The sequence below is a fragment of the Methylobacterium komagatae genome (genome assembly GCF_042661665.1).
Taxonomy (GTDB): domain Bacteria; phylum Pseudomonadota; class Alphaproteobacteria; order Rhizobiales; family Beijerinckiaceae; genus Methylobacterium; species Methylobacterium komagatae.
On the sequence record NZ_JBHSWN010000001.1, the window covers coordinates 580729 to 593317 of the forward strand.

The following is a 12589-nucleotide window of genomic DNA, read 5'->3' on the forward strand; positions in this document are numbered from 1 at the left end:
AAGTCTTACGCGTACTTGGCGATGACCTTGTCGGCTTCGCCGCGCGGCACCTCTTCGTAGTGATCGAACTGCATCGTGAAGTTGGCGCGGCCCTGCGAGAAGGAGCGCAGCTGGTTCACGTAGCCGAACATGTTGGCCAGCGGCACCATCGCGTTGATGACGTTGGCGTTGCCCCGCATGTCCTGGCCCTGGATCTGGCCGCGGCGGGAGTTCAGGTCGCCGATGACCGAGCCAGTGTACTCCTCCGGAGACACGACCTCGACCTTCATGACCGGCTCGAGCAGCACCGAGCCGCCCTTCTGGAGGGCCTCACGGAGCGCCGCGCGGGACGCGATTTCGAACGCCAGGGCGGAGGAGTCGACGTCGTGGTAGGCGCCGTCGATCAGCTCGACCTTGATGTCCACGACCGGGAAGCCGGCCAGGATACCAGCGGTCAGGACCGAGTTCAGGCCCTTCTCGACGCCGGGGATGTACTCCTTCGGCACCGCGCCACCGACGATCTTCGACTCGAACGTGAAGCCAGCGCCCGGCTCGTTCGGCTCGACCACGAATTTCACCCGGGCGAACTGACCGGTACCACCGGTCTGCTTCTTGTGGGTGTAGTCGATCTCGGTACGACGGGTCAGCTTCTCGCGGTACGCCACCTGCGGCTGGCCAATATTCGCGTCGACCTTGTAGGTACGGCGCAGGATGTCGACCTTGATGTCCAGGTGGGCTCGCCCATCCCCTTGAGGATGGTCTGGCCCGACTCCTGGTCGGTGGACACGCGGAAGGAGGGATCCTCGGCGGCGAGCTTGGAGAGCGCGATGCCGAGCTTCTCCTGATCGGCCTTGGACTTCGGCTCGACGGCGATTTCGATCACCGGCTCGGGGAATTCCATCTTCTCGAGGATGACGGCCTTCACCGGATCGCACAGCGTATCACCGGTGCGGGTATCCTTGAGACCGGCGAGGGCGACGATGTCGCCAGCGAAGGCCTCCTTGATGTCTTCACGGTTGTTCGCGTGCATCAGAAGCATGCGACCGACACGCTCCTTCTTGTCGCGGGTCGAGTTGATGACGTTGGCGCCCGAATCGACCTTGCCCGAGTAGACGCGGCAGAAGGTGATCGTGCCGACGTGGGGATCGTCCATGATCTTGAAGGCGAGCATGGAGAAGGGATCGGTGTCGGTCGGACGACGAACGACCTCTTCCTCGGTCTTGAAGTCGATGCCCTTGATCTCACCGCGATCGGCGGGAGACGGCAGGTAATCGACGACGGCGTCGAGGAGCGGCTGAACACCCTTGTTCTTGAAGGCCGAACCGCAGAGCACGGGGTGGAACGCGCGGCGCTGCACGGCCGTGCGGACGAGCTTGCGAAGGCTCTCCTCGCTCGGCTCCTGGCCGTCGAGGTAGGCCATCATGGCCTCGTCATCCATCTCCACGCAGGCTTCGACGAGCTTAGCGCGGTACTCGACAGCCTGATCCTGCAGGTCGGCGGGGATCTCGGTCTCGGAGAAGTTGGCGCCCAGCGCCTCACCCGACCAGACGATCGCCTTCATCTTGATGAGGTCGATGACGCCCTGGAAGTTCGACTCGGCACCGATCGGCAGCTGCAGGCACACGGGCTTGCCGGCGACGCGATCAATGATGTCGGCGACGCACTTGAAGAAGTCGGCGCCGATCTTGTCCATCTTGTTGACGAACACGACGCGCGGCACGTCGTACTTGTCGGCCTGACGCCACACGGTCTCGGTCTGAGGCTCGACGCCCTGGTTGCCGTCGAGCACGCATACCGCGCCGTCGAGCACGCGAAGGGACCGCTCGACCTCGATGGTGAAGTCGACGTGGCCGGGCGTGTCGATGATGTTCAGGCGCTTCTCGCGCCAGAAGCACGTCGTCGCGGCGGACGTGATCGTGATGCCGCGCTCCTGCTCCTGTTCCATCCAGTCCATCGTGGCGGCGCCCTCATGGACCTCGCCGATCTTGTGGGACTTTCCGGTGTAGTAGAGGATCCGCTCCGTGGTCGTGGTCTTGCCGGCATCAATGTGGGCCATGATGCCGAAGTTGCGGTAGTCCTCGATCGCGTGCGTGCGGGGCATCGAGCTGCTCCTGAGAGACGGGTGGGCCGCTTACCAGCGGTAGTGCGAGAAGGCGCGGTTGGCTTCAGCCATCCGGTGCGTGTCTTCCCGCTTCTTGACGGCGTTGCCGCGGTTGTTGGCGGCGTCGAGGAGTTCGGCCGACAGGCGCTCGACCATCGTGCGGTCGTTGCGCGAACGGGCGGCCTGAATCAGCCAGCGGATCGCCAGCGCCTGGCGGCGCTCGGTGCGAACCTCGACCGGGACCTGGTAGGTCGCACCGCCGACGCGGCGGGACCGGACCTCGATCATCGGGGCGACGTTGTCGAGCGCAGCGCGGAACACCTCGATGGGGTTGGCGCGGGCGCGGTTCTCAACGATGTCGAAGGCGCCGTAGACAATCCGTTCGGCGGTCGACTTCTTACCTTCGTACATGATCGAGTTCATGAACTTCGTCAGCACCACGTCCCCATACTTGGGATCCGGGATGATCTCACGCTTCTCGGCCGAGTGACGACGGGACATTGGCTAAACTTCCAATGAGTAGACTTTAAGCACCTGACGCAGGCCACCTTGAGCGAAAGGCCGGCGGCATCCTTGTCAGGCAGTGGAAAAGTTGACGGCGAACCGAAGAAATTACTTCGGACGCTTTGCACCGTACTTCGAACGGCGCTGCTTCCGGTTCTTCACGCCCTGCGTGTCGAGCACACCGCGGAGGATGTGGTAGCGCACGCCCGGAAGATCCTTCACGCGGCCGCCGCGGATCATGACCACGGAGTGCTCCTGAAGGTTGTGGCCTTCACCCGGGATGTACCCGATCACCTCGAAGCCATTCGTGAGGCGCACCTTGGCCACCTTACGGAGAGCCGAGTTCGGCTTCTTCGGCGTCGTCGTATAGACGCGGGTGCACACGCCACGCTTCTGCGGGCAAGCATCCAGAGCGGGAACCTTATTGCGGCTCCGCTGGATCTTCCGCGGCTGGGCGATCAGCTGATTGATCGTCGGCATCCTGTGCCCTCTTCCTCGGTCCCTTCCGGACTGACAGAGCAGTCCGCAAAACGAATATGCGCCGGAAGGGCTAGTCAAAGCCCCTCGGCGCGGTGTGGGCAGAGGATCGCGCCTCGGAAGGCGCGCTCGTACCTACGGATCTGACTTAAGCGTCAGGCGATTTGAGCCTTCAGGTCGCGTCGGGGGCGAGGACGGCGGTTCGGGAAACCCGCTAGCCGTCGGCAGCCGAGGGCCGACCGAAGTGGGGCGCTTCTAGACTCGCCTGCCGCTCGGGTCAATGCGTCCAGGGCAAAAAACTCCCGGCCCCGACGGGTTAAGATCGCGTCACCGATCCCCGCTTTTCAGAGATACCACCCCGGCCACGCGCCTGTCAGCGACGGCGCCGGGACTACGAGAACTTCCCCGGCCTCCTGTGGGCTTTCAGCGGATGTTCGTTCCCGGTCCAGGCCTACATTTGGAATATTATGCGATTGATTGCGACGTTCCGGTCGCAGAGATTGGCATCGCGGCGCATTATCTCCTCAGAGTTGCGCCGTAATACGGGCAAATAACGCCTGATTGCAACGATCGCTTTGGATTTGATTTCACGGAGACTTTCGTGCGCCGCTTGCTGACCTTTGCCGTGGCTGCTTTCCTTTCGATCGGCACGGTTCATGCCGACCGGCTCGACGACATCAAGAAGGCGGGCGTCTTGCGCGTCGCGACCTTCGACAGCAATCCGCCCTTCGGCTTCCTTGATCCGGCGACGAAGCAGATCGCAGGGCTCGACATCGACTACGCCCAGGCCTTGGCCGACCGAATCGGCGTGAAGCTGGAGCTTCGGCCGACCAACCCGGCGAATCGCATCCCGCTGCTGACTGCGGGCAAGGTCGATCTGGTTCTGGCGAACTTCACGATCACCGAGGAGCGAGCGAAGCAGCTGGATTTCAGCATCCCGTACTTCGCGTCGGGGCAGCAGTTCCTCGCCAAGAAGGGCACGCTGACCTCTCCCGAGCAACTCAATGGCCTGCGGATCGGCGCGGACAAAGGCACCACGAACGAGATCGTGCTCCGCCGGGATTTCCCCAAGGCGATCGTGGTAGCGTTCGACGACACGCCCTTTGCCTTTACCGCGCTGCGTAACGGCAACGTGCAGGCGATCACCCAGGACGGGCCGAAGCTCGTCGGCCTGCTGGCCAAGGTGCCGGATCGTGAGACGTACGAGGTGCCGCCCTTCAGCGTCTCGAACGACTATATCGGCGTCGGCATCCCCAAGGGCGAGACCGCCCTTCGGACGCTGGTGAACGACACGCTCCGTGACCTCGAGAAATCCGGCAAGGCAGCGGCGATCTACGACCGGTGGTTCGGGCCGAAATCGGAGCAGCCCCTGGTGCGCCAGTTCCGCATCGGCGACCACGACTGAGCGGAACGCCATACGATGGGCGTGTTCGGCGAGCCCATGGGGCTGCGGTACCTGCTGTGGCTGGTTCAGGGCTTCGGTGTCACCCTTGCGCTGTCGGCGGCGGTCTGCGCCGTCGGCACCGTGCTTGGGATCACGGTGTGCTGCCTCCGTGAGATCGGCACGAGGCCGATCCGCAGGTTCGCATCGGCCTATGTGGGAATCATCCGCAATACGCCGCTGCTGGTGCAACTGTTCGTCTGGTACTTCGCGGTGGCGGCTCTGCTGCCGCCCAGCGTGACCGCGTGGCTCAACACGCCCCATGGCCTCGACCTCGGCGGTATGATCCTGCCCTGGCCCGCCTATGAGACCCTAGCCGGCTTCACGGGGCTGACCCTCTATGCCGCCGCCTACATCGCCGAGGAATGCCGCGCCGGGCTCAACGCCGTCCGCCCGGGGCAGCGACAGGCGGCTCTGGCGCTCGGCCTGACGCCCGCCCAGGGCTTCCGTCATATCCTACTGCCCCAGGCCCTGCGCACCGCATGGCTGCCGATCGTCGGGCAGTATCTCAACACCATTAAGAACACCTCCCTGACGATGACGATCGGCCTGGCCGAACTCTCCTATGCGTCCCGGCAGGTGGAGACAGAGACCTTCCTTGCCTTCCAGGCCTTCGGGATCGCCACCCTCTTCTACGTAGGGGCGGTCGCCGCCGTGGAGGCTTTGGGTCAGGCCGTTATTCGAAGGCGGCGGCCCGCCGGAGCGGGGGCGGCCTCGTGAACCCGGCAGTGATTCTGGACAACCTGCCTTATCTGCTGGTCGGCGCATGGCCCGAGGGGCCCATCGGCGGCGTGGCGCTGACGCTGATCCTTTCGCTGGAATCCGGCCTCGTCTCGGGTGTCCTCGGCCTCGGCCTGGGAATCGCCCTTGCGATGAGCAGCGGGTTGCCGCGCCGGTTGCTCGTCGCGGGGCTCGGCCTGTTCCGGGCCGTGCCCATCGTGATGCTGATCTTCTGGACCTACTTCTTGATGCCGATCCTCCTCGGCATTCCCGTGCCGGAGATCGGCACCGTAGTAGCGGCCCTGTCCCTCGTCGGAGGCGCCTACCTCTCCTATGCCGTGGCGGCGGGCATCGAGGGGATCGGGCCGGGCCAATGGCAGGCCGGACTGGCGCTGGGCTTCAGCCACTGGCAGGTGCTGCGCGTCATCGTGCTGCCGCAGGCCCTGCAAGTGATGGCCCCCTCCTTCGTGAATCAGTGGACCGCCCTGATCAAGGACACGTCCCTCGCCTACGTCGTCGGCGTGCCGGAACTGTCCTTTGTTGCAGCGCAGGTGAACAACCGGGTGATGGTCTACCCGGCCGAGATCTTTCTGTTCGTCGGCGCGGTCTATGGGGCGCTGTGCCTGAGCCTGGATCGCATCGCGATGCGTCTCGCGCGCCGATTAGGGCCGAACGTGCCGGATCGGGGCAGGCCGGCCTCGTCACGGTCTACGGAAGATTAAACCGAAACATCGAATTGTCGCGACCGTCGGGGCGGGCGAGAGCCGCCCCCTGGTCGCGTCAAGGATGTTGCGTATGGGTTGCGTCGCAGCGAGCAACGTCGTCCCCTTCCGTCGGGTCGTCTCCCCTCCCCCAATGAGCGAGCGCGAGGTCGGCCTGCGCCGTCGTGGCGAGCAGCGGGTGCTGATGGAGACCGTCTATGCGCTCGGCACCATGGTGGTGAGCGCCGAGGACCGGGAGACCAAGCTCACCGCGTCCCGTCTCCAGGTTTACGGGTTTCTCGCCATTGAGGAACTGGGAGAAGATGGTCGCGGCCGTCGCCTCCGTCCGTCGGAGGCGATTCGCGCCCGTACCGACCGGCCCTGGCGCCTGTCGAAGCCGGCGATGGCATCACCCGTGACGATTCCGAGCCTCGAAGGCTTCCTGTTCGAGGCAGAGCCTCTCGATCAACCCGCCTGACCCTGCCTTCTTCCCGTTTCGACCGATTCAATCGACGGCGCCGGTCCTCGCGATCGGCGCCGTCTTTCTTTATAGTTGCAGCCGTGCCAGGGCGGTTGGTGCGTGTTTCAGCCCACCCGGTGGTTGCTTTCGTGGCCACGCCGATGTATGGCCCCGGCCTTCGCGACATTTCGGATGGGCCTCGCGCCCTTTCCGCCGCGGTGACCGCGCCGGCGTTTCTGACGCCGATAGCGCGGTCGTTCACATGAGCCGGGGACCACAGATCCCCATCAGGCGTCGTCCGCCGGGCAATACCGCCCGCGTGCGGAAACCCGCCTGAGAGAAGGAGTCACGCACGTGATCCAGATGCAAACGAATCTGGACGTCGCCGACAACTCTGGTGCACGCCGTGTGATGTGCATCAAGGTTCTCGGCGGGTCGAAGCGGAAGTATGCCGGCGTCGGCGACGTGATCGTCGTGTCGGTCAAGGAAGCGATCCCGAGGGGTCGCGTGAAGAAGGGCGACGTCATGAAGGCGGTGGTCGTGCGCACCGCCAAGGACGTGAAGCGCGCTGACGGCTCGGTGATCCGGTTCGACAAGAACGCCGCCGTTCTGATCAACAATCAGAAGGAGCCGATCGGCACCCGTATCTTCGGACCGGTCCCGCGTGAGCTTCGCGCCCGCAACCACATGAAGATCATCTCGCTCGCCCCGGAGGTGCTGTGATGGCTGCCAAGATCCGCAAGGGCGACAAGGTCGTCGTGCTGACCGGCCGTGACGCCGGTCGTTCGGGCGAAGTGATCCAGGTGCTGCCGAAGGAAGGTCGTGCGTTCGTGCGCGGCGTGAACCTCGTCAAGAAGCACCAGAAGCAGACCCAGAACCAGGAAGGCGGGATCATCTCCAAGGAGGCCGCCATCCAACTCTCGAACATCGCGGTCGCGGATGCCAACGGCAAGCCGACCCGCGTGGGTTTCCGCATCCTCGAAGACGGGCGCAAGGTCCGGTTCGCCAAGAGCACGGGGGATCAGATCGATGGCTGAGGCCGACAAGAACGCGTACGTCCCGCGGCTGCGCAAGCACTACGACGAAGTGGTTCGTCAGAAGCTGATCGAAGAGTTCGGCTACAAGAACCCCATGCAGGTGCCGCAGATCGAGAAGATCGTCATCAACATGGGCGTCGGCGAGTCCACCGCCGACTCGAAGAAGGCCTCCGTGGCCGCCGGCGACCTCGCACTGATCGCCGGTCAGAAGCCGGTCATCACCCGGGCCCGCAAGGCCATCGCGACCTTCAAGGTGCGCGAAGGCATGCCGATCGGCTGCAAGGTGACCCTGCGCAAGCAGCGCATGTACGAGTTCATGGACCGCCTGATCACCATCGCGCTGCCGCGCGTGCGTGACTTCCGGGGCCTGAACCCGCGTTCGTTCGACGGCCGCGGCAACTACGCCCTGGGTCTCAAGGAGCATCTCGTGTTCCCGGAGATCTCTTACGACAAGGCCGAGCAGATGTGGGGCATGGACATCGTCGTGGCGACCTCCGCCCAGACGGATGCCGAAGCCAAGGCGCTGCTCGCGGCCTTCCAATTCCCGTTCCGGCAGTGACGTCCCAAAGCGTCATACGCGGACACTGGAGATAGACTTACATGTCGAAGAAAAGCTCAGTCGAGAAGAACAACCATCGCAAGGATCTCGTGAAGCGTTTCGCCGCCAAGCGGAAGGCACTCCTTGAGATCGCGAACAACGAGTCGATCGAGATGCAGGACCGCTTCGAAGCGCGCCTGAAGCTCGCCGAACTGCCGCGCAACTCGTCGGCCACCCGGATCCGCAACCGCTGCGAGATCACCGGCCGTCCGCGGGCCTTCTACCGCAAGATGGGCATCTCGCGCGTCGCGCTGCGGGAGCTCGGCAACCGGGGCCTTATCCCCGGCCTCGTCAAGTCGAGCCTGGTAAGGAGGTCCCCACATGGTCAACGATCCCGTGGGTGACATGCTCACCCGTATCCGCAACGGCCAGCTGCGCCGTCGCAACGTCGTCCAGACGCCCGGTTCGAAGCTGCGCGCCAGCGTGCTCAACGTGCTGAAGCGCGAGGGCTACATCCGTGACTTCGCTCAGACCGAGCTTGGCAACGGCCGTACCGAGTTCGCCATCGAGCTCAAGTACTACGACGGCAAGCCGGTGATCCGTGAGATCAAGCGCGTGTCGAAGCCGGGTCGCCGGGTCTACTCGTCGGTTGGCGAGCTGCCGCGCGTGGCCGATGGCCTCGGCGTCACCATCATCTCCACCCCGCAGGGCGTCATGGCCGACCACGAGGCGCGCGAGCGCAACGTCGGCGGTGAAGTGCTCTGCACCGTGTTCTGATCGGGACGGAGGAGGATATCCCATGTCTCGCGTAGGCAAGAAGCCGGTCTCCGTGCCGGCGGGCGTCACCGCCACTGTCACGGGCCAGACCGTGAAGATGAAGGGTTCGAAGGGCGAGCTTCAGTTCGTCGTTCCGTCCCTCGTGAACGTCGCCATGAAGGACGGCGCCATCGAGGTGCAGCCCGTCAACCAGTCGAAGCCCGCTCGGTCCCTTTGGGGCACCTCGCGCGCTCAGATTGCCAACATCGCCACCGGCGTGTCGAACGGCTTCGAGAAGAAGCTCGAGATCACCGGCGTCGGTTACCGTGCCGCCATGGCCGGCAAGGCGCTCAAGCTGTCGCTCGGCTATAGCCACGACATCGAGTACGCCGTGCCGGAGGGCATCACCATCGCCACGCCGAAGCCGACCGAGATCACCATCACCGGCATCGACCGGCAGAAGGTTGGTCAGGTCGCCGCCGAGATCCGCGAGTACCGTGGTCCCGAGCCGTACAAGGGCAAGGGCGTGCGTTACGCCGGTGAGTTCATCTTCCGCAAGGAAGGCAAGAAGAAGTAAAGGAGGGCGAAGATGTCTCGTAAGCTCGAAGCCCTCGATCGGCGCAAGGCGCGCGTTCGTCGGGCGATCAAGGCGGCTGCCAATGGCCGTCCGCGTCTGTCCGTGTTTCGCTCGTCGAAGCAGATCTATGCGCAGGTCATCGATGACGTGAAGGGCCACACCCTGGCCTCCGCGTCGACGATCGAGAAGTCGCTCAAGGGCGACCTCAAGACCGGCGCCGATGTCGCCGCCGCCACCGCCGTGGGCAAGCTCCTCGCCGAGCGCGCCAAGGCGGCCGGGGTCACCAAGGTGATCTTCGACCGGTCCGGCTACATCTACCACGGCCGCGTGAAGGCCGTGGCCGAGGCTGCCCGCGAAGGCGGCCTGGAATTCTAAGGAGATCCCCCCGCGCGGCCCTGAGGGCGGCGTGGGGCTCTTCCCTTTTCGGAGGGAAGAATCGAGCGAGCGGGCCCGCGAGGGTCCGCGCCAGTGAGATAGGTAGAGACAATGGCACGTGAACGTGAAGGCGGGGGCCGCGGCCGCCGCGAAGACCGCGAGGAGCACGACAGCGAGTTCGTGGACAAGCTCGTCCACATCAACCGCGTCGCGAAGGTTGTGAAGGGTGGCCGTCGCTTCGGCTTCGCTGCCCTGGTCGTCGTCGGCGACCAGAAGGGCCGCGTCGGCTTCGGCCACGGTAAGGCCCGCGAAGTGCCGGAAGCCATCCGCAAGGCCACCGAAGCCGCCAAGCGTGGCCTCATCCGTGTGTCTCTCCGTGAGGGCCGCACCCTGCACCACGACGTCAACGGGCGTCATGGCGCTGGTAAGGTGATCCTCCGCGCGGCTCCGCAGGGTACCGGCATCATCGCTGGCGGCCCGATGCGCGCCGTGTTCGAGACGCTCGGCATGCAGGACGTCGTGGCCAAGAGCCTCGGCTCCTCGAACCCCTACAACCTCGTTCGTGCGACCTTCGAGGCGCTGAAGAACGAGGACAGCCCGCGCGCCGTCGCTGCTCGCCGTGGCCTCAAGGTGTCCGCGCTCCAGTCGCGCCGCCGTGATGCCGATCCGGCCGATCAGTCCGAAGCCGCGGTCGCGTAAGGGAGGATGGCATGGCTCAGAACTCCAAGACCGTCCGTATCGAGCAGATCGGTTCGCCGATCCGCCGTGAGGCCAGCCAGCGCGAGACGCTGATCGGCCTGAAGCTGAACAAGCTGCACCGGGTTTCCGAACTCGAGGACACGCCCTCGGTGCGCGGGATGATCCGCAAGGTGCATCACCTCGTTCGCGTCCTCGAGGCCTGAGGAGGCGACCGATGAAGCTCAACCAGATCAGCGACAATCCCGGCGCCACCAAGGACCGGATGCGTGTCGGCCGGGGCATCGGCTCCGGCAAGGGCAAGACCGCCGGACGCGGCGTGAAGGGTCAGAAGGCCCGGACCGGCGTGGCCATCAAGGGCTTCGAGGGCGGCCAGATGCCGCTGCATCGTCGCCTTCCGAAGCGCGGCTTCAACAACATCCACGCGGCGGACCTGAACGAGGTGAACCTCGGCCGGATCCAGGCCGCTGTGGATACGGGGCAGCTCGAGGCCGGCGCGACCATCACGGTCGAGACGCTCGTGGCCGCCGGCATCCTCGCCCGTCCCCGTGACGGCGTGAAGCTGCTCGGCGTCGGCGAACTGACCTCGAAGCTCAGCTTCGAAGTCACCCGCGCCTCCAAGTCGGCCATTGAGGCCGTCGAGAAGGCCGGCGGTTCGGTCAGCGTGGTCTACGCCTCCGGCGTTTCGACCCGCGGCAAGGCCGAGGCCGAGGCGACCGCCTGAGGCAGACGGCGGCCGCGCGACACGTTGCGCGGCACGTCCCCGGCCTTTAAGTCGGAGACCATCGAGCGGCGGCCACGCGAACTCGCGGGCCGCCGTTTTTCGTTTCATCCGGGTTTGAAGCCCGGCGACATCTCCAGGACGCGACGCTATGGCCTCAGCCGCCGAGCAGCTTGCCGCCAATCTCAATTTCGGCGCCATCGCCAAGGCCGATGAGCTCAAGAAGCGCATCTGGTTCACGGTGGGCGCGCTCATCGTGTTCCGGCTGGGCACCTACGTGCCGATTCCCGGCATCGACCCCGAGCAATTCGCGCGGAACTTCCAGCAGCAATCGGGCGGCGTGCTCGGGCTGTTCAACATGTTCTCCGGCGGTGCCGTCGAGCGCATGGCGATCTTCGCGCTCAACATCATGCCGTACATCTCGGCCTCGATCATCGTGCAGCTCCTCACCTCGGTCATCCCGAGCCTGGAAGCGCTGAAGAAGGAGGGCGAGTCCGGCCGCAAGGTCATCAACCAATACACCCGCTACCTCACGGTAGTGCTGGCCCTGGTTCAGTCCTGGGGCATCGCGGTGGGGCTACAAAGCTCCTCGGCCGCGATCGACCCCGGCCCGTTCTTCCTGGCCTCGACGGTCATCACCCTGACCGGCGGCACCCTGTTCCTGATGTGGCTTGGTGAGCAGATCACCTCGCGCGGCATCGGCAACGGCTCGTCGCTGATCATCTTCGCGGGTATCGTCGCCCACCTGCCCGTGACGATCATCGGCGCCCTGGGCTCGGCCGTACCGGTGCGCTTTCGCCGGTCATCATCCTCGGCGTGGCCGTGGCTGCCGTCGTCCTCGTCTACTTCATCGTGTTCATGGAGCGCGCTCAGCGCCGCATCCTGATCAACTATCCGAAGCGGCAGGTCGGCAACCGCATGTACGAGGGACAGACCTCGTTCCTGCCGCTGAAGCTCAACACGTCGGGCGTCATTCCGCCGATCTTCGCCTCGTCACTGCTGCTGCTGCCCGCTACCGCCGCGAGCTTCTCCGCCAATAACGGGAGCGGCTGGCTCGGCACGATGACGGCCTACCTTGGCCACGGCACGCCGCTGTTCATGCTGCTCTATGCGGCGCTGATCATCTTCTTCACGTTCTTCTACACCGCCGTCGTCTTCAATCCGCAGGAGACGGCCGACAACCTGAAGAAGCATGGCGGCTTCATCCCCGGCATCCGTCCGGGTGAGCGGACTGCCGCGTTCCTCGACAAGGTGCTGACGCGCATCACCGTGGTGGGCGCCCTGTACCTGACCGTGGTCTGTCTGTGCCCTGAGATCCTGTCGTCCTATGCCTCGGCGAGCCTGGGCTTCGGCGGCACGTCTCTGCTGATCCTCGTGACCGTGACCATGGACACGGTGGCGCAGATCCACGGGCACCTGATGGCGCATCAGTATGAGGGCCTTGTGAAGAAGGCCAAGCTGCGGGGCGCTTCCGCAGGCCAGCGCCGCCGCTGAGGCGGCGAGACA

At 65.0% G+C, this 12589-nt stretch carries 16 protein-coding genes and 2 pseudogenes; 15 read left to right on the top strand and 3 right to left on the bottom strand.

Annotation, left to right across the window (positions count from 1 at the left end; all coding sequences use genetic code 11):
* Positions 1-5: 5 nt before the first annotated feature.
* The 3 genes and pseudogenes from fusA to rpsL all read right to left on the bottom strand — a co-directional run bounded on the left by fusA (position 6) and on the right by rpsL (position 3064).
* Positions 6-2080 (bottom strand): annotated as a pseudogene (gene fusA, locus ACFQE0_RS02870) (elongation factor G).
* A 30-nt stretch (positions 2081-2110) separates the two neighbouring features.
* A complete protein-coding gene (gene rpsG / locus ACFQE0_RS02875; RefSeq protein ID WP_012319183.1) occupies positions 2111-2581 on the bottom strand; it encodes a 30S ribosomal protein S7 in 471 nt (156 codons plus the stop codon).
* Between the two features lie 111 nt (positions 2582-2692).
* The gene (gene rpsL, locus ACFQE0_RS02880) at positions 2693-3064 is read right to left on the bottom strand and encodes a 30S ribosomal protein S12 (RefSeq protein WP_007557568.1); all 372 of its coding nucleotides are present in this window, start codon (positions 3062-3064) and stop codon (positions 2693-2695) included.
* 598 nt (positions 3065-3662) lie between these two features.
* On the opposite strand from rpsL, the gene ACFQE0_RS02885 reads away from it, so the two are divergent.
* The 15 genes and pseudogenes from ACFQE0_RS02885 (at position 3663) to secY (ending at position 12577) form a co-directional block, all read left to right on the top strand.
* Positions 3663-4466: an ABC transporter substrate-binding protein gene (locus ACFQE0_RS02885; protein ID WP_378966878.1), complete on the top strand. Its 804-nt coding sequence runs from the start codon at positions 3663-3665 to the stop codon at positions 4464-4466.
* A gap of 15 nt (positions 4467-4481) precedes the next feature.
* Positions 4482-5222 carry an amino acid ABC transporter permease gene (locus ACFQE0_RS02890; protein WP_378966880.1) on the top strand — a complete coding sequence of 247 codons (741 nt, stop codon included), beginning with the start codon at positions 4482-4484 and terminating at the stop codon, positions 5220-5222.
* The gene (locus ACFQE0_RS02895; RefSeq protein WP_378966882.1) at positions 5219-5944 is read left to right on the top strand and encodes an amino acid ABC transporter permease; all 726 of its coding nucleotides are present in this window, start codon (positions 5219-5221) and stop codon (positions 5942-5944) included. The genes ACFQE0_RS02890 and ACFQE0_RS02895 overlap by 4 nt, the downstream gene beginning before the upstream one ends.
* A 73-nt stretch (positions 5945-6017) precedes the next feature.
* Positions 6018-6401 (top strand): hypothetical protein, encoded by a 384-nt coding sequence (locus ACFQE0_RS02900; protein WP_378966884.1) that lies wholly within the window; start codon positions 6018-6020, stop codon positions 6399-6401.
* Between the two features lie 336 nt (positions 6402-6737).
* The gene (gene rplN / locus ACFQE0_RS02905; RefSeq protein WP_010686182.1) at positions 6738-7106 is read left to right on the top strand and encodes a 50S ribosomal protein L14; all 369 of its coding nucleotides are present in this window, start codon (positions 6738-6740) and stop codon (positions 7104-7106) included.
* On the top strand, positions 7106-7420 hold the full coding sequence (gene rplX / locus ACFQE0_RS02910) for a 50S ribosomal protein L24 (protein ID WP_378966886.1): 315 nt from the start codon (positions 7106-7108) through the stop codon (positions 7418-7420). The genes rplN and rplX overlap by 1 nt, the downstream gene beginning before the upstream one ends.
* Positions 7413-7979: a 50S ribosomal protein L5 gene (gene rplE, locus ACFQE0_RS02915; protein WP_243952433.1), complete on the top strand. Its 567-nt coding sequence runs from the start codon at positions 7413-7415 to the stop codon at positions 7977-7979. The genes rplX and rplE overlap by 8 nt, the downstream gene beginning before the upstream one ends.
* Before the next feature lie 41 nt (positions 7980-8020).
* Positions 8021-8362: a 30S ribosomal protein S14 gene (gene rpsN / locus ACFQE0_RS02920; protein WP_378966889.1), complete on the top strand. Its 342-nt coding sequence runs from the start codon at positions 8021-8023 to the stop codon at positions 8360-8362.
* Entirely contained in the window at positions 8340-8735 is a 396-nt protein-coding gene (rpsH, locus tag ACFQE0_RS02925; RefSeq protein WP_378966891.1) for a 30S ribosomal protein S8, read from the top strand. Before rpsN ends, rpsH begins: the two co-directional genes overlap by 23 nt.
* A 22-nt stretch (positions 8736-8757) precedes the next feature.
* Positions 8758-9291: a 50S ribosomal protein L6 gene (gene rplF, locus ACFQE0_RS02930; RefSeq protein ID WP_378966894.1), complete on the top strand. Its 534-nt coding sequence runs from the start codon at positions 8758-8760 to the stop codon at positions 9289-9291.
* A gap of 12 nt (positions 9292-9303) precedes the next feature.
* A complete protein-coding gene (gene rplR, locus ACFQE0_RS02935) occupies positions 9304-9666 on the top strand; it encodes a 50S ribosomal protein L18 (RefSeq protein WP_378966896.1) in 363 nt (120 codons plus the stop codon).
* Positions 9667-9777: 111 nt separating this feature from the next.
* Complete coding sequence (rpsE, locus tag ACFQE0_RS02940; RefSeq protein ID WP_378966899.1) at positions 9778-10365, top strand: 30S ribosomal protein S5; 588 nt, start codon at positions 9778-9780, stop codon at positions 10363-10365.
* 11 nt (positions 10366-10376) lie between these two features.
* Positions 10377-10568 (top strand): 50S ribosomal protein L30, encoded by a 192-nt coding sequence (rpmD, locus tag ACFQE0_RS02945; RefSeq protein ID WP_378966901.1) that lies wholly within the window; start codon positions 10377-10379, stop codon positions 10566-10568.
* A gap of 11 nt (positions 10569-10579) precedes the next feature.
* Entirely contained in the window at positions 10580-11086 is a 507-nt protein-coding gene (gene rplO / locus ACFQE0_RS02950) for a 50S ribosomal protein L15 (protein ID WP_378966903.1), read from the top strand.
* Between the two features lie 148 nt (positions 11087-11234).
* A pseudogene (gene secY, locus ACFQE0_RS02955) lies at positions 11235-12577 on the top strand (preprotein translocase subunit SecY).
* Positions 12578-12589: the final 12 nt, after the last annotated feature.